Below are 20,384 nucleotides of genomic sequence, written 5' to 3' on the forward strand. Positions count from 1 at the left end.
CGCGCTGATCAGTCCGGCCCATGCCGGAGAGCACGGCGTCCAATGCCGTCAGCTACACCACGCCAGTGGGCACGATCCTCGGCGCCTCCAAGACCTTGCCTCCGCCGGCCGGCTTCACCAATTAGGGTTGATGCCATCGGTCAAAACCAAGCAGCCGGAATTCGCTGGGCAAGGCGACCTGTTTCGTGCGCCCAACGATCTGCCGGAAGGATTTCACTACCAGCCGGAGCTGATCACGGCGGAGGAAGAGGCCGAACTGGTGCGGCAGCTCGAAAGTCTCGCCTTCCAGCCTTTCGACTTTCATGGCCATCTCGCAAACCGGCGCGTCGCCGGTTTTGGCCTGCGCTATGATTTTGACCAACGCAAAGTCGTCGAGGCGCCGGCGATCCCTGCTTTTCTGATGCCGCTCAGAGACAAGGTGGCGGCATTTGCGCGGCTGCCCGCCGATGCTTTCGTGCAGGTTTTGATCAACGAGTACCGACCCGGCGCGGGTATCGGCTGGCATCGCGACAAGCCGCATTTCGATGCCGTGGCCGGCGTTTCTCTTCTTGCGCCATGCAGCTTTCGGCTCCGCCGGAAGAACGGCGCTGGATGGGATCGCGAGACCATCATCCTCGAGCCAAGGTCGGCTTACCTGATGACGGCACCGGCGCGCACCGAATGGGAGCACAGCATCCCGCCAGTTGTCGAGCACCGCTATTCGATTACCCTGCGGACCCTGCGGCCGAAACGGCCGCTTCGGTCAGAAGTGGTGGTTCGATGACCAGGATCGAGACCGGCTCCTGTTTTGCGGTTCGATAACGGCTAAGATGGATGGTGACCCGTTCTGGATTTGCTCCGACCATGATGACGATTGCCGCAAGGCCATAGGGAGCCCGCTGGCCGTCTGGGTCGGCTATCGACCGGCCCAATTCAGACTGCTGACCGGCTGGCCAAAGACGTTCTCAAGGACCCGAGGCGTGCTCCGCACCTTCTGCGCCGATTGCGGTACATCCATAGCCTATCTCGACCGAGGGCTTCCGGAAGAACTCTATGTGACGATCGGCTTCTTCGACCACCGCGAACGCTTTGCGCCGCAGGCCCATGCCTATTGGGATGTGAAGCTGCCGTGGGTGGAATTTCGTGACGATCTGCCGCGTGTGGGAAGATATTCAAGACGGCGCGATCCGGCAGTCGGAAATCCAGCCGATCGGTGACCGGCAAAACGCCGCCGATGGAACCCGAATGGCCCTAGCCGAATTGAATTGCGATCAGTTCGTAATCCAAACACCAGCGGCGATCAGGGTTGACCGATGTCTCTTATCCCGGCCTACGAAGACATCGCGGCACGCCTGCTTCTGACCGTGCTCGCCGGTTCATTGATTGGCCTCGACCGGGAGGCGCGCGGACAGGCGGCCGGCCTCAGGACAACCATCCTGGTCGGGCTGGCCGCCGCGATCGCAATGACACAGGCCACCATTCTGCTGGAGGTTGGCGGCAAAGCTCCGAATTCCTTCGTCCGTATGGACGTTCTGCGCTTTCCCCTGGGCGTGTTGACAGGCGTCGGCTTCATCGGTGGCGGCGCCATTCTTCGCCGGGGCAGTCTTGTCAGCGGTGTCACCACAGCAGCCACGTTGTGGATGATGACGATGATCGGATTGGCTTTCGGGGGTGGCCAATACGCCTTGGGCGCAGCCGGGACGGCGCTGACGCTAATCATTCTGCTCGTGTTGAAATGGGTCGATCTGGTGATACCGCGCGAACACCACGCCGTGTTGGCGCTCACCTGGAAGGCGGCGGATCATGACGACCTCGACGCGATCATCGGGCCCTCCGGTTATCGGGCGCGCCTGGTTGGAATGGAGCGGCGCCCAGATCGCGACAGCCCCATGGTGTTGTTTGAGATCAGCTGGAGGCGGCCTGAAAGGGGACCGCCGCCGACGGATTTATTGACACTGGTAGGTGAGCATTGCGAAATCGAGAAGTTTAATCTCGTCAGCGAATCTGTGTGATAACCGCTACACTGATTGCCAAGCAGGTCGGGCACTAGGCCGGCAATCGAATTCGGATCGCGCATCGACAGCCTAAAACGGGCATCATCGCTTCTTCACTCCGCTTTCGGTACCTATCGGTTGAGCGCAAGGCATAGATCGGGAACAGGCAGCAAGATTTGGCACAACGATCGGGAAGCGCAGACCTTCCACTTCATGGCGGACGCGTGCCGAAATGGCTTGGCGACCGCATGACGCGCCTTGGCGCGGTCATGTGCGAGGCGATCATTCACCACTACGGTCGCGAGGAGCTGCTGCGCCGGTTGGCGCATCCCTTCTGGTTCCGGTCGTTTGGCGCCGTCATGGGAATGGACTGGCATTCATCCGGCATCACGACCAGCGTCATCGGCGCCCTGAAACGTGGTTTGACTCCGCTCTCCGGCGAACTCGGTATTCACGTGTGCGGCGGCCGCGGCGCGCATTCGCGCAAGACCCCGCACGAGCTTGCCGCCATCGGCGAGCGCGTCGGCTTCGACGGAACAGGCCTGGCAACTGCCAGCCGGCTCGTCGCCAAGGTTGACAGCGCCGCCGTCCAGGACGGCTTCGATCTTTATCTGCATGGCTTCATCGTGACCGATGATGGCGACTGGGTCGTGGTGCAGCAGGGCATGAACGGCGACAACAAGGTGGCGCGCCGTTATCATTGGCTGTCCGAAGGCCTGAAGAGTTTCGTCGACCAGCCGCATGCCGCCATCGAGGGCGCCAACCAGGGCGAGATCGTCAACCTGACCGACCGCCGCGCCGATGCCTCGCGCAAGGGGCAGCCGGAGCTGCTGCAGGACCTCGGACCGGATCGCATCCTGAGGGAATTCGCCGCGCTCGAGCGTGACGTGACTACAGAACCGGAGCCCGAGCAGCCGGTGCTGCCGCACCTAGTCATGCCGGCGCACCACGACGTTCGCGAAAGCGATGTCGTCATGCGCCGTCTTCATGGCAACATGGCTGCGGCTGCCGAGCGTGGCCCCGCCGATTTCTCCGACCTTCTCCTGGTCCCCGGCGTCGGTGCGCGCACGGTGCGGGCGCTGGCGCTGGTGGCCGAGGTTCTGCATGGCGCGCCATGCCGTTTTTCCGATCCCGGCCGCTTCTCGCTGGCGCATGGCGGCAAGGACAGGCATCCATTCCCGGTGCCGCTGAAGGTCTATGACGAGACGATCGGCGTGCTGAAGTCGGCCGTCCACAAAGCAAGGCTCGGACGCGACGAAGAAATCGGCGCCTTGAAGCGGCTCGACGACCAGTCACGGCAGGTCGAACGCTATGTCACAGGTCCCAGCTTGAAAGAAATTGTCGCCGGAGAGTTCGATCAGTCGCATCTGCTCGGCGGTCGCAGCGTGTTCGGCTGGGAGGCCGCATCCGAGGCCCCCGCGGACGTCGAACAAATCAAGCAAAAGGGATAATCGGCCCGGAACGCAATTCAGCGGACCTGTCTCGATCCGCGTTCGGCTTCAGGCATCCAGATCGATCAAGGCGATGCCGAGTTCCGGCCGCTTCCTGCGGCGCAGGTGGCCAGGCGCTTCCACCAATGTGACTTCGAGTGTCGGCCGAACAATGCCTTCGAGCAGATGTCCGCCCCGCGTCGTGCCATCGCGCAACCCGAGCACCGCGTGGATATGAAGGCTGGGCTTGCCGTCGTCGCCGATCGCGACATCGCCGATAGCGCTGAGCACCTCACACTGTTCGCGGACCGGGATTTTGCGAAAGGTCTTTTGCCCAAAGTCGAACCAGCCGACGGTCGCCGTTTCGAAGGCGCCGAGCGCAGTCAGCGAGGCGCCGCCAATGTCCTGCTCGACCGCGAAAGAGGTAAGCGCCGCGAACGCTTCCTCGCCAGGATCAAGCACCACCACAAACGTCCGTTGTCCGGCGCTTTCGGCGACGAGTTGCGATTTCATGATTTCACTCCAGACGCCATCTCGGCTTTTGCGTTGTCGTCTGTTCTGTCGATGGGGTTTGGCGGCGCTAATTGTGTCGCGCCACCAAATCGGAAATGTAACTAGTAGCCGCCGATGATCGGCAATATCTCGCCGGTGATGTAGCTCGAGCAGTGCGGCGAGGCGAGGAACACATAGGCCGGCGCGATCTCCTCCGGTTGTGCGGGCCGTTTCATTGGCGTGTCCGCGCCAAATTTCGAAACGTCACCGGCTTGCTTGTCCGACGGGTTGAGCGGCGTCCACACCGGGCCCGGCGCCACGCAGTTCACCCGAATTCCCTTTTCGATGAGGTTGCCGGAGAGCGCGCGCGTGAAGGCATGAATGCCGCCCTTGGTCATCGAATAATCGACCAGCTGCCTCGAGCCCTCGATGCCGGTTACGGAGCCGCTGTTGATGATCGCCGAACCGGGCTTCATATGCGGCACGGCCTCCTGCGTCATGTGGAAGTAGCCGTAAAGGTTGGTCTTCAGCGTCGTGTCGAAATGCTCTTCGGTCAGCTCGCTGAAGTCGCTGGAATGGACCTGGAAAGCGGCGTTGTTGACCAGCACGTCGATCCGGCCGAATTCCTTCACCACCTCAGCCACAGCCTTGTGGCAGTGGCGGCGTTCACTGACGTCGGCCTTGACCAGCATGCAGCGCCGGCCCTCGGCTTCGACGGCCTTCTTCGTCTCTTCGGCATCCTTGTCCTCGCAAAGATAGACGATCGCCACATCCGCGCCTTCGCGCGCATAAAGCACGGCGACGGCTCGGCCGATGCCGGAATCGCCGCCGGTGATGACGGCCACTTTGCCATCGAGTTTTTTCGATCCGATATAGAAGGGCGCGTCATAAAGCGGCGCCGGCTCAATCGCCCATTCGTGCCCCGGCTTCGGCTGATGCTGTTCGGGAAAGGGCGGCTCGGGATATTTGCGTGCTCCGGCCTGCATGGCGCCTTGTTGCTTGCCCTTGCCCTTCGATTTGTCCTTGGCATCGATGCCGCGCTGGATATGGCGTTGCTTGGCGGCCTCGCCGGCGATTTCCGATTTCATCTGCATGGCTGCCTCCTTGGCTTGGAGGAAGGACAACGCATGTCCGGCGAAAAAGTTTACGCGACGGCGTCTTTGCTTCAGTCCCGCGATGCGTTCGACAAGCGACGTTGCAGCCGCGGCAACGCGTCCAAAGCGCCAGGAAATCGACGGCGCGTACTGCCCAACCGGCAACGAATGGCGCGGCCGGACGTTTGGGTACCAGCGGTGTCCGAGAACCTGAAGGCGCGCCAGCCCGGCAGAAGGTATTCCGAGGCTGGTGACCTGAAGATTTCCCGCTTCTCGGCCGTACAGGCGATCTTGTCACTGGATCGCGCCAAGGGAGAGGAAAATGGCTGAAGGTCATACCAAACCAACCGGGCCGGATCTGGTCGAGGGCATCGCGTTATCCGACCTTGCCGATGGCGCAAAGCTCCTCGGCCATTGCGGCGATGAGCAGGTGCTGCTGGTGCGCCGCGGGGCCGAGATCTTCGCCATCGGGGCGACATGCACACATTATGGCGGGCCGCTCGTCGACGGTCTTGTGGTGGGAGACACCGTCCGGTGTCCCTGGCATCACGCGTGCTTCGATTTGCGTACAGGCGAGGCCTTGCGCGTTCCAGCTTTCAGTCCACTCGCTTGCTGGTCGGTGGAACAACGCGATGATTGGATATTCGTGGGCGAGAAGCGCAAACGGACGGCAGCCAAGCAGCGCGATGGAGGCTCCGGCCAGGTTCCAGAGAAGATCGTCATTGTCGGTGGCGGCGCGGCCGGTTTCGCGGCGGCAGAAACACTGCGGCGCGAACATTATCAAGGCAGCCTTGTCATGCTCAGCGACGACGAAGCGCCGCCCGTTGATCGGCCCAATCTTTCCAAGGACTACCTCGCCGGCAAAGCACCGGAGGATTGGATTCCGCTGCGCCGAGAAAGCTTCTACTCGAAGAACGATATCGATCTGCGCCTCAATGCGAACGTCGCCAGCATTGATGCACGTTCTGGCGAAGTTGTACTCGCGGACGGGGCCCGGACTGCTTACGACAGGCTGCTGCTTGCGACCGGAGCCGAACCGGTTCGCCTGACCATACCCGGCGCCGACCAACCACATGTTCACACACTGCGCTCGTTCGCAGATTGCAAGGCGATCATCGAGCGAGCCACGACTGCGCGCTGCGCCGTCGTGCTTGGCGCCAGTTTCATTGGCCTGGAGGTTGCCGCGGCCCTGCGCTCGCGCGAGATCGAAGTTCATGTCGTGGCGCCGGAAAAACGGCCCATGGAACGGATCCTGGGTCCGCAAATGGGCGACTTCATCCGCGCCCTCCATGAGGAGAATGGTGTCGTATTCCATCTCGAGGACACCGCGAGCAGCATCGACGGCAGCAAGATGAAACTCAGCAGTGGCGATACGTTGGCGGCGGATTTCGTCGTCGTCGGCATCGGCGTGCGACCGCGGACAGGGCTTGCCGAAACGGCGGGGCTCATCCTTGACCGCGGTGTCGTAGTAAACGCCTTTTTGGAGACGAGCGTACCAGGCATCTTCGCGGCCGGCGACATTGCGCGGTGGCCAGATCCTCACAGTGGCGAGAACATTCGGGTCGAGCATTGGGTAGTTGCCCAGAGGCAGGGGCGAACCGCGGCCCTCAACATGCTCGGCCATCGCGAGAAATTCGTCGCCGTGCCGTTCTTCTGGAGCCAGCATTACGATGTTCCCATCAACTACGTCGGCCATGCCGTGCAATGGGACGAGATCGCGATCGATGGAGACATCGTTGGCAAGGATTGCCTGCTCCGCTTCAAGCGCGAAGGGCGCACGCTGGCGGTCGCTTCGATCTTCCGCGACATCGAAAGTCTAGAGGCCGAGGTGGAAATGGAGCGCCAAATCACCTAGCGAAGCGCCCGCTGTACGGCCGGTTCAGCCCGCGCAATCAGTCTCGGCGCGCAATGATCCAGTCGGTTGCTGCCGCGAGATCGGCGACGGTTGCGGTCGGGCGCGGATCAAACCGTTTCTCATCGCCCTGCCGGTATTTGCCTGTCCGCACCAGCAGCGCGCCCGAAAGTCCGGCGCGCAGGGCGCCAGCTATATCGGCCTCGGCGTCGTCGCCGACCATGATCGCCTGATCTGGCGGACAGTCCATGCTTGCCAGCGCCGACAGAAAGAATTCCGGCGAGGGCTTGCCGAGAACGGTTGCGCGTTTCAGGGAGGCAAATTCCAATGCCGCGACGAATGGCCCTGCATCGAGGCTGAGCTCGCCGTCAGCATCCCGAAACGTCCGGTTAGTGGCAAGGGCCAGCAACTCGGCCCCCGCGCTCAGTTCGCGGAACGCGTCATTCAACGCCGCATATGTGAAGGCCTCTCCGGCATCGCCGACGATGACGGCACGCTTGTCGCGATCCGGCAGGTCGCAAAAATCCGGCGCAAGGCCGGGGTGAACCAACAAGTATGGCGCGCGGCCATTGCGAAGCAGCCATTCGCGTGCAGCGTGCGCCGGCGTGAAAACATCTGCATTGGTAACGGTGAGTCCCATCGCCTCCAGACGTTCGAGAACCCTCTGTTTCGACGAGCGCGTGGTATTGCTTATGAAGCGTATGGCCAAACCGGCCTGACGCAAACGCGCGACGGCGTCGATCCCGCCTGGTATGGCAATCTCGCTATCGTAGATGACGCCTGCGAGGTCCAGCAGTACACTCCTTGTCATTGGTCCAGCATGACTACGAGTCCGCCATGCGTCAAATCCGGAACAAGGCCATTGTTGTTCCTTTTGGATCAGGGCGGGCAGGCGCACTCGATTAACCGGCGGTCACTGCCACCATTCGAGGAAGGCCGTGCGGGCGGCTTCGGCCAGCGTCGCGATCTCCCGGTCGGGAACCGAGCTGTAGGGTCGGAGCAGTCGCGGGCCAAGCGGCTCCCAGCCGCCGGCCGCCACCATCGCTTTGTCGAGCGTGAATTGCACCGCCGCCGGGCGAAGTGCCAACACCCGCATCAGGCTGATGCCGATCTGGAAGGGCAGGCGCGCGCGGTCGGCCATCGCGGCCACCAGGTCGCTAAGCCGGTCGACTCCGCAAGCGCAGGAGGCACCTCTTCGCGACGCAATGCGTGTGGACCCGCAGACAACGAGGCCGGACGCGACCCCAACCGACAACGATCCTGCCGGGCGGCGGTGAACGACGACGTTGGGCCCTGTCGGAAATCCGCCAGGAGCGATCTTTACAGTTGGCCGCCCAGCCATTCCCGCAAATCGCGGTCTTGCTGACTTTCGGCAATGGGCGGCGAGGGCCGCATCCGGACATACCAGATGGCGGCAAGCGCTCCGGCAGCCCACGCGCCGGCGAAAACATTCGCAATGAGGTCGATTGGAACCTCCCAAGCCGGCCAGAACATTAGCACGGCATCATTTAGGGGCGCGACACCAATTAGGAGTAGAGCAGGTGGAGCCGTGGGAGCAGAGGGAGCGTCACCGCAGTCCACCGTCTCAACCAGCTTGCGAGGATGCAGCCAGCCGGCCAAGGCCTGGATGGGCGCTTGTGAATCGGAACAATCGTCGCGGCCAAGATGGCGATGAGCAACAGCCATGCGGCCTTGAAGGCGGCGCGTAGCATTCTCAGGCAATAGCAATGATCGGAGGATCGGTCGCAACGCTCAACGTATTAAGGCGCCGAACAATCCATAAGTTATTAAACCTCACCTGGAGGAGGCCATGCGTAGCAGATCGGTGGATCTGCCGCAGGAAACAGGTCATATCCGACGGTTAATCAATTCGGCTTATGTCCGAATGTAGTAGCAGGTGTACTGACCGTTTCACGATAGTATTCGACCTTGGCCTCTGGCAAGGTTCGGAAACATTATATGGAACGCAATGTCCACTACCTCGTCATGGACTTCTTGCGCATTTTTGCAGCGCTTTTGGTGTTACTGAACCATTTCGCGACATTCGCCTGGAGCAGTGCGTCAGTCGCCGAGGGAAGCGATGTCGCCTTCGGTTTTCTGTCGGCGTTTGCCGGTTTGGGTGCTGTAGGGGTCGAAGTTTTTTTCGTAATTTCCGGGTTTGTCATTGCCATGAGCGCCTCAGGCGAAGGGGGCGCGTCGCACGCGCTGCGTTTCGCGCGCATGCGCGCTACGCGTATATTGCCCGCCTTGTGGCTGTCCGCGCTCGTCAGCCTGGCCGCACGAACTCTTTATGGCGAGGATTTTTCCCGTCTTCTGATGGATTTTTGCAGATCGGTAACGTTGTCTCCTAAGGGCCCTTATATCGACGGGGTCGTATGGTCTCTCGTCGTCGAGGCCGTATTTTACGTCTTGGTGGCCGCGTCAATTTTGTCGAGGTTTCGTTTATCACTCTATGATCTGGCCAAAATAATAGGGTTTTCCAGCTCGGTATACCTTCTTGTTCTCTCCGGGTTGCATTTGCTGCCGTCGTCCTCGTGGTCGGAGGAAGCGATTTTGGTGCTTTCGCGGTTCCCCTTCAAACTGCTTCTGCTGCAGCACGGCGTTTTCTTCGCTACAGGCATGATCTTCTTTCTTGTCAGGAACGGCGGTGATGACCGTAACAAAATGGGGCATGCGGCGAAGACAGTATTGATATTGTTTTTTGGCAGTATGAGCACGGTGGAGATCTTCATTTCGATTGAACGCGGTTATGAGTACAAGCTCTCAGCAGTGATAATTTGGTTGATATGCATGTATGCAATGGTAGCAGGAATAAAATATGGTGAGTTCGTTAAACATAAGCTTTATAGGTACAACGCACTTGTGAAGTATATTGGAGGAATAAGCTACCCTATATATCTGAATCACTATTCATTTGGCATGATTATGGTATGGTGGTTGTTTTCATTTGGTTTTCCGATGCCCATTGTTTTCGTTCTCTCCATCCTGCTCGTTTTAGGTTTGAGCATGGCCGTTATGTGGTTGGAAAAGAGGATTCAAAACGCCGTCAGGGGACGGTTCCCTAAGCCCGCCGCCAAACGAGATCAAAATGGCGGTTTAGCGTCCCCGATAGGGAATCAGGAAACCCCACGGCTATTGGGTGGTGAGCAGTGGGGACGTAACCGATGAGATGCGGGCCGACTACATCAACAGCCAGGTCCTGCCCGAGTCAGGCGACATTTTCAGCGTGACCTGAACTCAGTCCGCCAAGGGTATACCAATTTGGCGGTGGAGCGTTCACGCTATGGAGCGCAATTAAGGCGGTTGAAGTGCCGCTCGCCCTAAGCGCTGGATTCCATGATGCGCAAAAGCCGATGCGCCCCCCGTTGCACGGGCTTCGGTCGGTGGCATCGGCACTCCAGACATACCCTCTTCCGGGTACGTGGCAGGCGGTCTCTTCGCAGTTGCGAGGTAATCGGGGAGTCATAGCTACCGCGAATGAGGTATACCTTGCCACTGTCGCGGCTGAAACCGGAGACAGTTTGGCTCGAAAGAGGGGCGTCAATCGACCCATTCCGGGTCCTGGAACTGCAGCGAAGGTTACTCATCGAGCCGGAGTAGTTCCGAGCGTGTGAACTAACGCTCTTGTCCGGTGAAACGTCGTCACGGCAAAGAGAAAATCTCGTGCCGGCCCCATTGGCGAGCCGCTGGTCCTGTGAGGCAGCTGACCTACAGCGGCTTGCAGCGTTGCACTTGAGTGAATCGGGGCTGCTCGAGTTGGAGCATTCCGAGGTGTTACCTGCGAGTGAAATCAGAGGGTTGCATAAAGGAAGTGGCACGTTCCGCCCGATTGAACGACCGGGCGGTTCGCGCCGGACAACGTCAGCGCGACCTCAAGTCAGCAGCGATGCTTGGCTTGCAGTCGGTACGGCGAGCCAGTCACACCGAAGGTCGTAAGCGATCCGTAAGCGTGCGTGTTCGAAAGTTGCACGGTGAGTGGCTGGTGTTACCAAGCGCTTCCGACCGCCGGAGGCCTTGCCATTCGAATGGATGGTGCAGAGAGTCGGTCAAACTTTATGATGAATTTCGGGTCCTACTGCGCTCGATCAGGCGTGATCCTTGCCTTTTTGTGAGAGTGCAGTGCAATATCACCCATTGGTTGTAGCCCGCGCAGGGTACTCAACATGTCAAAGCTGGAGTACGTTTTTGCGTAGGGAGGTTATCTAGGGGCGGATTGGCGGGGTTCGAATGACGTATGCTACAAGCCTTTCATTGAGTGAGAATGAACACCGGCCGACGTCAGTCGCAATCAAAAGCGACGATAAGGCGTATATCAAGGCGCTAGGCTTCGTGCCAAAGCGATATGCGGCGGAAACCGCTATCGTCAATCAGGGCGAGGACGGCGATCGCGTCTTCATAATCGAGTCTGGCTGGGGATGCATTTCCCATGATCTTGCCGGTGGCCAGCGACAGATTTTGGATTTTGCGCTGAAGGGCGACATTGTCCGGCCACAGACGTACTCGGGCACTGCTCTTGAGACATTTGTGGCTCAAACCGACCTTGCGGTGTTAGAAGCCTCGACCAAGACACTTGCTCTTGGCGCAGCGAAGTCGCCCTACATAGCCTCCCTTTTTCTCGAAACTCTCGCGCGCCAGAGAGCGATTGTTGCCCAACACCTAACCAATGTAGGTCGACGCAGCGCCTTGGCCCGTACAGCGCACCTGCTGCTCGAACTGAGAGCGCGATTGGAGCGCGTCGGCGCTGGCAGTCGCACTGCCTATGCTTGCCCTCTCACCCAGTACGACCTCGCGGACGCGCTCGGGCTGACGCCCGTCCATGTCAATCGAAAGCTGCGGGAATTGCGGGAACGCGGGTTTCTGGAGTTCCGCCAAGGTCATGTCCGCGTGCTGGATCGACTGGGCGTAACGAAATTTGCCGAGTTCGATGACAGATATATCGATGGTTGACACTTACATTGGCGCTCGACGCCAAGGCGGCGCGACGCGCGTCAAAGCAACACCGCCATCGGCGAAGCCGGCTGTCCTTTATTTTCGGCGACTACCCGCGCCTGGCAAACAACGCGAGATCCAGATTCCGGTCGGTGTGTTCTCTGATACCCTCCTTCCTAGACCAAATGAATTAGGAAAAGTGAAGGAGTAGAAATTTTTTAGGTTTTGTTAACCTAAATTAGTGAAGGCGCATCTTTTCGGCGATAAACATTATGGACGGGATAGTGCTGGTCCATGGCGGGGCTTGGGAAATCCCACAGTTATAGTGAAGGCGACGCGAACAGAACATCGCTCGTGGGAAATAGTATTTGCCTGAAGTCCATCTCGTACTGGTCTTGAAACGTGGGTAAAAGTTTGGGGAGTAAGTTCATGGTTCCGACAATTCAAATGGATAGCAAATCACCCGGTGCACTGGAATTCGTATCGCGGACGACCGGGAATGGAATACATCTTCATAGACACGGCTTAGCCGAATCCTGCCTGGCTCTGCTGGATGAGCGAGTGCTTGACCGACAATGTCTTGCGCAATGCCTGACCGCCTATGGCATCGGGAAGGAAATCCTGTCGTTCAGTTCGATCGAAGAGTGGCGGCATCAAGAGAATACACTGTCGACGTCGGCTATTCTGCTGAACGTGGGCAGCCGAAAGGTGACAGACGCAAAGACCGGCAGCGAAATCGCCGATCTTGTGAATGAGGCCCACCCGGTTCCGGTGCTGATTTTGGCCGATACCGACGATCTAGAGCAGATTCTGAAGGCGTTGAATTATGGCGCAAAAGCCTATATCCCGTCGTCGATCCGTTTCGAAATCTGTGTTGAAGCCGTAAATCTTGTCCTTGCCGGTGGCACATTTGTCCCTGCAAGCAGTGTGCTTGCCCAGCACAAGGCAATCGACACGGGCGTCGATGTGACAAGGCCCATGGCGAGTGTGTTCACGGAGCGGCAAGAAGAGGTCGTCCAGGCTCTCAGGCGCGGGAAGGCGAACAAGATAATCGCTCACGAGCTCAACCTCCGAGAGAGCACGGTCAAGGTCCATATCCGCAATATCATGAAGAAGCTGAAGGCGACGAACAGGACGGAGGTCGTCTACAAGCTCAATGAGATGTTTCCTGGCGTCCACGTGTTGAGCCGACCGAGCTAAACGGTTTTGTCGTCATGACAGCGGCACGCTGCATGCTCGCAATGGAGTCCATCGGTGGCGATCCTGCTCGACCGTTGCAGTTCGCCGCTCTTTTCGCTGCAAGATATGGATTGAAGCCATGCTAGACCGGCCGTTGGCGGCAATTGCTCACAAGCCATGGCTCGGGGCGGATGCCGCGCAGGACTTTATCAGCCTCGCTGACGTTGTTTCATTTGTTCGGCAGTACCTTTTCTCGATACTGGCGTTCATCGTCGCCGGAATCGTTTGCGCCACGTTTTACTTTGCTACATCGGATCCTATTTATGTCGCGCGAACCCAGATCCTGATCGAACCAAAGATACCCAGAAACCTTCAGCAGCAACCCGCCGAAGTGAATCTGTCGCTCGATACCGCTCAGGTCGAGAGCCAGCTCGCAGTTCTGCGCTCCCAGAAGATCGCGATGATGGTGATCGATGACCTTGGACTCATGGACAATCCAACGTTCAGGGATATGCACGGTCCGAACATCGGCGAGAGGTTTCGCAGGGCTTGGATGAGTGTCGTTGAGGCCGGCGGGCTCAATACCAGCTATGCTGCATTGACCAATTTCTTCCAACGAGTGCTGCCCGGGCCGGATCGAATCCAAACCAATAGTCCGCAGCTGGAATCCGAGCGTCGGCGTAGCGCGGTCGAAATATTCAGCGATGGCCTGGATGTCCAGCGCGTCGGTGTCTCGTATGCAATAGACATTTCGTTCCAGTCTCTGGACCCGGCATTGGCGGCACGCATCGCAAACGCCACAGCGGAGGCGTTCGTGCGTGAGCAAGTGCAAACGACAACAAAAGCGGCCGGCGAAGGCATCGCATGGTTGGAAAGGCGGATGCGGGAGGTCGGCGATCAGATGAACAGGGCGACCAGGGTCGCCCAGGAGTTTCGCGCAAAACACGACTACAGCATAGGTCAGGACGAGACGCCCATCGAGGGACAGGGTCTCGCGCCCAGCGAAGAACAGCCAGCACACCAGACAACGCTAGAGCAGTTGGAAGTTACAGCCGACACCTATCGCAAGATGTATGAAAGCCTGCTCGGGGCGTATACGAACTCGGTCGACCAGCAGCCTTATCTGATCGCCAATGCTCGTGTCATTACATCCGCAACGAGCCCAAAGAAAGCAAGTCAGCCGCGCAAGACGCTGATCCTCGCCTTTGGCGCACTTGCCGGAATGGTGGCTGGCATCGGATTTGCCGTGGCGCGGCGCGGCCTCGATCGGAACGTGAGGACTCCGCATCAGATCCGCCGCGAACTGGGCCTGGCCTGTATCGGAGAATTGCCGGTGGTCAGTTTCAGGCGGGGTGGTTTTGGCCGGCTTGACGAGGTGCTCAAGAATCCGGACTCTTCATTCAGCGGCAGCCTCGGGAGCGTCAAGGCGATCATGGGCTTGGCCGGGGCCACCCCTTCAAGACGTCGCATCGGAATCACATCCGTGTCCCCCGGTGATGGAAAGAGCACCGTTGTAAGCAATCTGGCGGCTCTGTGTGGGGTGTCGGGCACCGCGACCCTCGTGATCAACGCCGACCATAGGTCGGCACTGGCCAACGAACTTCTCTTGTCCTCCGATCTCAACGTGATCGATGGGGATTCCGGGAGCCGCAAAGATATCGGCACGCAAATCCAGTTCATTGAAAAGACATCGTTTTATTACCTGAAGAACGATGTGTCGAGTTCGACGAATTTGCTTGTTCCCGATAATATGGAGAAATTACTGAGCGACGTTGGCGCCTACAGTGTCGTCATTGTTGAGCTCCCACCGTTTAGTTCAGGTGCCGAAGGGCTTGCTGTCTGCCCGCTTCTTGATGGCGTGATTGTGGTGGCGCAGTGGGGCGTGACGCCGCTTGATCAACTGGAAGACCTGACGCAGACACTCAAAAACACCAATTCGTCCGTCCTTGGCGTGTTGATGACACGTGTTCGTTCTGTTTCGGCTCATCGTTACCGGAAGCGCGCAGGCCAAGCACCGCGCTGACATACTGTCTTCCTCGCGGCGGTGTCAGTCGAGCGCGAGCCCAGCGGCAAGTCTCGACACCGCCTGTCAATTCGAACACCTGCCTGTCAAAATGAATCTGCGCCCCTGGCAGGGCGATCGATTCTGATATCGTGCCACATTGGACGGAGCAGCCATTCGTCCGTACCCCAGCCTAGCATCTTAGGGGTAGCCCCCGCTGCCAATCATCCCCAATCTACCACCTTTTCCCTGCTTGCCGGAGATCATCCGTCGTTGACAAAATGCAAACGAAAACAGCTGAAATCGAGCGCAAGCGAAAATGTCCAACGTGATCGAAAGCAACCTGCGGCACTGCGATGACTTGGCTATTGAAGACTGGGCCATTCTGGTCGGAGCTAGGCCTGCGGCGACATTGCTTCTTCGGCGTGAAAGCGACGCGCCCGCCACATCGAACACGCCAGACCCATCGTCGCCTCAACTCAACGCAAGCCAAGACCATGGCACCGTCTCGCTTGAGCCGGATATGCAAACGGCAAGCATTGAAGACGACGCGCGGGGCGACCGGCGACAGCCTCTCGGCGGTTGGGCCAAGAGGCTGCTGGATCTGATGGTAGCCTCGACAGCGCTCATCCTGGCCAGTCCGATCCTGGTTCTGATCCCGCTTCTGATCAAGGCCACCACAGGCGGTCCGGTGCTGTTCGTTCACCGCCGTATTGGATTCAACGGAAAGGTCTTCGACTGCTACAAGTTCCGCACCATGGTACAGAATGCCGAGGAGGTGCTCGAACGGCATCTGAGCTGCAATCCACAAGCCGCCCAGGAATGGGCAGCCAACCAGAAACTGAAGTGCGATCCGCGTATCCTGTTTTTCGGAAACATGCTTCGCAAATCGAGCCTGGATGAGCTGCCGCAGTTGTTCAACATCTTGCGGGGCGACATGAGTTGCGTCGGTCCGCGTCCTGTCGTTGCCGACGAATTGCAACGCTATGGCGCCGCATCGCATGAATATTTGAAGACGCGGCCAGGACTGACCGGCCTCTGGCAGATAAACGGGAGAAACATGATCGAGTATTCGCATCGCGTATTGCTGGATACGCGGTACGTTCGGACATGGTCTCTACGCCTCGATCTTTCGATCCTGATGCGGACGATACCGGCAATGATGAAGTTTGATCAGACCTCCTGAACTTGGCTATGTCAGGGGGTGCGGCAGAAACGGCCTCAAGCGATTGGCGCCCGCAAGGGATTGCCGCCCACTCTATTGTCGTCTTGGGCGGTGCCGCAGCACGGCAATTGCAAGGCCGACCAGATAGGCAATTTGGGTGACGACAACAAGATAAAACGTCGAGCGGATGGTGCTTTGAACAGTCAGGTGAAGAAAACTGCCTACAGCGATGCTGCCGACGATCACTACCAAGGTCGCCACTATCAGCGCCGGCGCGCGCAGCGTAAGCCCTATTGTCAGGGCAACGCCCGCAACGCCGACAATGGCAAGCAACACGGCGACCTCCTTCCAGGGGCAATTTACGCCGCGCAAGACCAACCCTGTCCCAAGGAAATCAGAGTCGCTCGTTTTTGTGAAGCCAACCATTTAGCTCAGCGGTTCCGGCGGCGCCGTCAGGGTCTGGATCATTGATGGTCGGAGTGTGAAATGCAGGTTTCCCTCGTTGGGGCACTGATTTGCACGGGACTCCTGGCCCTCGTCGTTTATATGCGCTGGTCGCTGATCACTGCACTGATTGCCTCGCTGGCTTTTGGTGCGACGGCAATCGGGACAATAACCTCGCTTGGCGGTTCATCGCCGCTTATCTTTACCGTCTTTGATATGCTCGTGATAGTAGCCGCGCTGGCTCGACGGGGAATCTGGAGAGAAATAGGCGCGGTCTTCGTTCGTATAGGTGCCGCATGGATCGTCTGCGCGCTGATGATCTATGTCTGCATCGGAGCGCTGTTATTTCCGAGGCTCTTTGCAGGGCAGACAAGCGCCTTCGTCGCTTCCCGCACCGGCAAGGGCGTCTACGAAGCGGCCTTGGCGCCGGTATCGGCCAATATCTCTCAGGCGGGATACTTTGTTCTGGGAGGGCTGACGTTCCTGGCGGCCTGTCTGCTGCTTCAGCGCAGCGGCACGTTGGCCGACATCAGGCGAGGCTTTTTCCTTTGGTTCAGCTTGCACGTGCTGATGGGCATTCTGGATTTGGTGGGCAAGGTGACCGGCGCCGGCGACATCCTCGCCCCGATTCGTACGGCCAACTACGCCATGCTGACGCAAGTTACGGAAGCTGGGTTTTGGCGGATCGCGGGGGCGTTTTCAGAGGCATCGTCGTTCGGTGGGGCATCGCTGGCAGGGCTGGCGTTCACCTACACCTATTGGCGCAAGACCGGATCCAAATTCGCATTGGCGTTAGGAGCGGCCCTGTTTGTTCTTCTGCTGCTGTCGACATCGTCGACCGCCTACGTTGGTCTTGCAATCGTAAGCGTGCCCGTTGTCTTTTCCATCGTGAAGTCGCTCGCTTCAGGTCGGCTGAGGTCGGGGGAGGCACTGCTTATCGCGTTGCTACCGCCCTTGCTCCTCTCCGCGATGGCCGCCAGTCTGTTCTATCCGCATTTCTTCGATCCGGTCTTGCAGCTTGTCGACAACACGGTAATCAACAAAGTCACATCAGCCTCCGGCCAGGAGCGCAGCTACTGGAACTACAAAAGCCTGCAGTCTTTCTTCGATACAGGTGGACTGGGGGTCGGGTTGGGAAGCTCGCGGGCCTCGAGTTGGCCGATCGCGGTGCTTTCCCAGTTGGGGCTGTTCGGCACCGCGATGATGACAGTTCTGTTGGCAATGCTGGTGCGGGGGGTGCGGGGTGGCCGCGGTCGCATCGATCCCGAGATCGACGCGATCGCGTCGAGTGTCCGCGCTTGCGCCTTATCGGCGCTCGTGGCTGGATCCCTGGCAAGCGGCGGCGCCGACCCGGGTATTGTGTTCTTGATTCCTCTCGCTGTCGTTCTTGTCAGCCGGTTCTTGCCTGTTGAAGACGACAGTGTTGCTGAGGCTCCTGTAAGGACGCTCCGGCATTGGCGCGATTCCAGCGAACAGGTGATTCAATCGCAGGTCGGCACTGTTCCCGGCCGCGCCTAAAGCGATATAGGCTCAGAGCTTTCGGAAGTATCCATGAGCTCCGAAACCCATAGTGCTATCGAATCCACCATACAAAAGCGCAACCTTTTCGGGTTTATCGCTAAGGAACTCGTCGCAGGCCTTCTTTACCCCCGGATAGAGATCGACCGAGTCGAACAATCCAGGATCACTGTAGTCGTCTATCAGACATGCAGCACCCTTTGATAGGCGAGGATACACATACTCCAAGCTGACCTTGACCGAGTCGTATAGGTCACCATCCAGATGCGCAAATGCAATTTTGTCCGGCAACTGTGTGGGAAGCGTATCTTCGAACCATCCCTGGTGAAGAATAGGCTGCCGAAGATTCAAACGCTTGAAGTTTGCCATGAGCGCATCCTTCGTAGTGGCCATGTCGCCTTTGTGAGCGTTGGCGTGGCCGTCTTCGGCACTGGCGTTCGGGAGACCTTCGAAGCTGTCATACAAGTGAAGGTTCCTGCTTGGATCGTAGTGCTGAAGTATGCGTTGGAATACCACGGCTGACTTGCCTTCGTGGCATCCCAATTCACAGAAGTCTCCCGGTACGTTGTAGAAAAGCGCTGCGCCTGCCAAGTGATACATGTCCATTCTCTGTTCAACACTGGTCATCCAGCCCGTGCGAACAGGTGGTGCGAGGGCGAGATTTATTCCAAGTTTTCGGAGAACCTTGTTGGCAAAGCGAACCGCCTGAGACTTGGATGGCTTCTGTTGAATCCATTCATCGAACGTGTTGGTCAAGAAGACGTTCGGTAGTTCAGTTGCTTGCATAGCGAAGTCTCTTTTCCTATCTAAGAACGCGATGGCGATAGAGCCATATAGTGCGTGTATTTGTCAAAGGAAGTTACCTGATCTACATCAAGCAGTCGCGCGTTTCTACCTAATCCTTCTTGCAAGACCCGCCGGGAGGCTACGGAATGCCTACAGTATCGCCGACGGTTTCTGCTTTGAGTTCTATTCCTGGCGCCTCATGCCGCTCGGTCGATGTCAAGTCCAGCGCGCCTGTTTCATCCGGAGCCAGTGGTATTTCAATCTTGATCGTGTCTCCGGGCTCCACGACACTCGTCTCGTTAGCTTGGATTTGCACTGTCGTACCATCCGCCGACGGTCGGAAAATCGTGTAGATCGGCGCAGCCAGATCCGCGTCGGCTCGCCGGGCAAGAAGATTCGGGGCAGATATCGCGGAGTCGTACAATAGCCGCCTTGCTGTTTCTGTCTTGCTGTCGAGAGCATCGAGTTCAGCTTGAGTTTGACGCAGGTCGATCGTTATCTCTTTTTTCCGTCCGTCCTCGAGTTCGAGAATTGATATGTCTGTCTTACTGATTTCCTGACGCCCGCGCAGCAGACTGGTTTCCGCCGACAACCTCTCGCTCTGCGCCTGGGCAAGGGCTCGTTCTAGAGAAAATTCCCGCGGCGCCGCCGCAAGACCTTTGACCACAAGCGCCGAAACCGCTGTCAACTCTTTCTGGATGGAGCCGATCTGCTTGTCGAGGAAAACGAGTTGCTCTCCCAGCGAGGCGAGTTCTTTCTGGAGGAACTCACGCAGACCTTGAAGCGCCTTGATCTGAGTGTCCAATCCTTCGCTGCGCGCTTGGAAGATCAAACGCTCCTGCTTCATGAGCATAGCAAAGACGTCGTCCTGAATGCGCGACGTCAACTGGGCTGGAAACTGAATGTCGCTGGCATGCGAGAGTTCCGCCTCGAGTCGTGCCTTGCGAGCGAGGAGATTGGCCTCGTTCAGTCTAAGCAGGTTCACATCCCCTCGACCTTGGATCACCTCGCGCTCGAACCTGGCATCCCTGTCCTCTCGAGTCCGCAACCCGCCCGCGATGCTCAATGCCTGCAAGACGGTCAGCCCAGGCCGATATGCGAATTCTCCCGATTGCGTCACCTTGCCGACAACGTAAAACGGTCGGAACTGGACGATCTCCACCGCCGTGTCCGGTTTTCGCATAAGGCCGACACTTTTCATCAGCCTGTCGCCGATGGAGTTCGCAATCTCGCCGGTGGTGAGGCCGGCAGCCTTGATTTCACCGACCAGCGGTAGCGAAAGGGAGCCGTTGGGACCGACCGTGTATTCGTCGTTGAGAGCCTCCCAGCCAAATATCGTGTCGCGCGACGCACGCCATTCGTAAACCTTGATGCGGAGCTTATCCTGCGGGCCGAGCACATAATCTTTGGCGTTTGCGGCCGAAACACCCAACATGCTGGCCAAGGACATCACCGCCGACATCACGACGTGAAGCAGGCGCCAAGCCTGGCGCCGATTGGACAGCCTGCCGGAGCACCGG

At 58.6% G+C, this 20,384-nt stretch carries 19 protein-coding genes; 12 read left to right on the top strand and 7 right to left on the bottom strand.

Annotation, left to right across the window (positions count from 1 at the left end; translation table 11 throughout):
• Positions 1–130 precede the first annotated feature (130 nt).
• The 4 genes from AC0L3I_RS25890 (at position 131) to AC0L3I_RS25905 (ending at position 3,424) form a co-directional block, all read left to right on the top strand.
• Entirely contained in the window at positions 131–763 is a 633-nt protein-coding gene (locus AC0L3I_RS25890) for an alpha-ketoglutarate-dependent dioxygenase AlkB (protein WP_473528777.1), read from the top strand.
• 46 nt (positions 764–809) lie between these two features.
• Positions 810–1,196: a GFA family protein gene (locus tag AC0L3I_RS25895; RefSeq protein WP_473528710.1), complete on the top strand. Its 387-nt coding sequence runs from the start codon at positions 810–812 to the stop codon at positions 1,194–1,196.
• Between the two features lie 96 nt (positions 1,197–1,292).
• The gene (locus AC0L3I_RS25900; RefSeq protein ID WP_473489110.1) at positions 1,293–1,991 is read left to right on the top strand and encodes an MgtC/SapB family protein; all 699 of its coding nucleotides are present in this window, start codon (positions 1,293–1,295) and stop codon (positions 1,989–1,991) included.
• 158 nt (positions 1,992–2,149) lie between these two features.
• A complete protein-coding gene (locus tag AC0L3I_RS25905) occupies positions 2,150–3,424 on the top strand; it encodes a DUF763 domain-containing protein (RefSeq protein ID WP_473528711.1) in 1,275 nt (424 codons plus the stop codon).
• 48 nt (positions 3,425–3,472) lie between these two features.
• Here the strand turns inward: AC0L3I_RS25905 and AC0L3I_RS25910 are convergent, their stop codons facing one another.
• The gene (locus AC0L3I_RS25910) at positions 3,473–3,916 is read right to left on the bottom strand and encodes a PPC domain-containing DNA-binding protein (RefSeq protein WP_123149561.1); all 444 of its coding nucleotides are present in this window, start codon (positions 3,914–3,916) and stop codon (positions 3,473–3,475) included.
• A 101-nt stretch (positions 3,917–4,017) separates the two neighbouring features.
• Positions 4,018–4,989, bottom strand: a complete 972-nt coding sequence (locus AC0L3I_RS25915; protein ID WP_473489108.1) for an SDR family oxidoreductase — start codon at positions 4,987–4,989, stop codon at positions 4,018–4,020.
• Between the two features lie 33 nt (positions 4,990–5,022).
• Here AC0L3I_RS25915 and AC0L3I_RS25920 point away from each other — a divergent pair, with 33 nt between their 5' ends.
• The gene (locus AC0L3I_RS25920; RefSeq protein WP_473489107.1) at positions 5,023–5,319 is read left to right on the top strand and encodes a hypothetical protein; all 297 of its coding nucleotides are present in this window, start codon (positions 5,023–5,025) and stop codon (positions 5,317–5,319) included.
• A complete protein-coding gene (locus tag AC0L3I_RS25925) occupies positions 5,312–6,844 on the top strand; it encodes an FAD-dependent oxidoreductase (RefSeq protein WP_473528712.1) in 1,533 nt (510 codons plus the stop codon). Before AC0L3I_RS25920 ends, AC0L3I_RS25925 begins: the two co-directional genes overlap by 8 nt.
• A gap of 37 nt (positions 6,845–6,881) precedes the next feature.
• Here the strand turns inward: AC0L3I_RS25925 and AC0L3I_RS25930 are convergent, their stop codons facing one another.
• Entirely contained in the window at positions 6,882–7,652 is a 771-nt protein-coding gene (locus AC0L3I_RS25930) for a TIGR01458 family HAD-type hydrolase (RefSeq protein WP_473528713.1), read from the bottom strand.
• Between the two features lie 102 nt (positions 7,653–7,754).
• Positions 7,755–7,982 (bottom strand): hypothetical protein, encoded by a 228-nt coding sequence (locus tag AC0L3I_RS25935; protein ID WP_473528714.1) that lies wholly within the window; start codon positions 7,980–7,982, stop codon positions 7,755–7,757.
• 818 nt (positions 7,983–8,800) lie between these two features.
• On the opposite strand from AC0L3I_RS25935, the gene AC0L3I_RS25940 reads away from it, so the two are divergent.
• The 5 genes from AC0L3I_RS25940 to AC0L3I_RS25960 all read left to right on the top strand — a co-directional run bounded on the left by AC0L3I_RS25940 (position 8,801) and on the right by AC0L3I_RS25960 (position 16,137).
• A complete protein-coding gene (locus AC0L3I_RS25940; RefSeq protein ID WP_473528715.1) occupies positions 8,801–10,009 on the top strand; it encodes an acyltransferase family protein in 1,209 nt (402 codons plus the stop codon).
• Positions 10,010–11,068: 1,059 nt separating this feature from the next.
• On the top strand, positions 11,069–11,788 hold the full coding sequence (locus AC0L3I_RS25945) for a Crp/Fnr family transcriptional regulator (RefSeq protein WP_473489102.1): 720 nt from the start codon (positions 11,069–11,071) through the stop codon (positions 11,786–11,788).
• 411 nt (positions 11,789–12,199) lie between these two features.
• Positions 12,200–12,970 (top strand): response regulator transcription factor, encoded by a 771-nt coding sequence (locus AC0L3I_RS25950; protein ID WP_473489101.1) that lies wholly within the window; start codon positions 12,200–12,202, stop codon positions 12,968–12,970.
• A gap of 118 nt (positions 12,971–13,088) precedes the next feature.
• Complete coding sequence (locus tag AC0L3I_RS25955) at positions 13,089–14,972, top strand: GNVR domain-containing protein (RefSeq protein WP_473489100.1); 1,884 nt, start codon at positions 13,089–13,091, stop codon at positions 14,970–14,972.
• Between the two features lie 298 nt (positions 14,973–15,270).
• Complete coding sequence (locus tag AC0L3I_RS25960) at positions 15,271–16,137, top strand: sugar transferase (RefSeq protein WP_473528716.1); 867 nt, start codon at positions 15,271–15,273, stop codon at positions 16,135–16,137.
• A 72-nt stretch (positions 16,138–16,209) separates the two neighbouring features.
• Here AC0L3I_RS25960 and AC0L3I_RS25965 read toward each other — a convergent pair whose 3' ends face one another.
• Positions 16,210–16,452, bottom strand: a complete 243-nt coding sequence (locus tag AC0L3I_RS25965; RefSeq protein ID WP_473489098.1) for a hypothetical protein — start codon at positions 16,450–16,452, stop codon at positions 16,210–16,212.
• Between the two features lie 150 nt (positions 16,453–16,602).
• Here AC0L3I_RS25965 and AC0L3I_RS25970 point away from each other — a divergent pair, with 150 nt between their 5' ends.
• Positions 16,603–18,078, top strand: a complete 1,476-nt coding sequence (locus AC0L3I_RS25970; protein WP_473528717.1) for a hypothetical protein — start codon at positions 16,603–16,605, stop codon at positions 18,076–18,078.
• A gap of 12 nt (positions 18,079–18,090) precedes the next feature.
• Here the strand turns inward: AC0L3I_RS25970 and AC0L3I_RS25975 are convergent, their stop codons facing one another.
• Both AC0L3I_RS25975 and AC0L3I_RS25980 read right to left on the bottom strand, forming a co-directional pair.
• Positions 18,091–18,864: a TylF/MycF/NovP-related O-methyltransferase gene (locus AC0L3I_RS25975; RefSeq protein ID WP_473528718.1), complete on the bottom strand. Its 774-nt coding sequence runs from the start codon at positions 18,862–18,864 to the stop codon at positions 18,091–18,093.
• A 139-nt stretch (positions 18,865–19,003) separates the two neighbouring features.
• Positions 19,004–20,326, bottom strand: a complete 1,323-nt coding sequence (locus AC0L3I_RS25980) for a polysaccharide biosynthesis/export family protein (RefSeq protein ID WP_473528719.1) — start codon at positions 20,324–20,326, stop codon at positions 19,004–19,006.
• Positions 20,327–20,384 lie beyond the last annotated feature (58 nt).

Source organism: Mesorhizobium sp. WSM4840, from assembly GCF_055811755.1.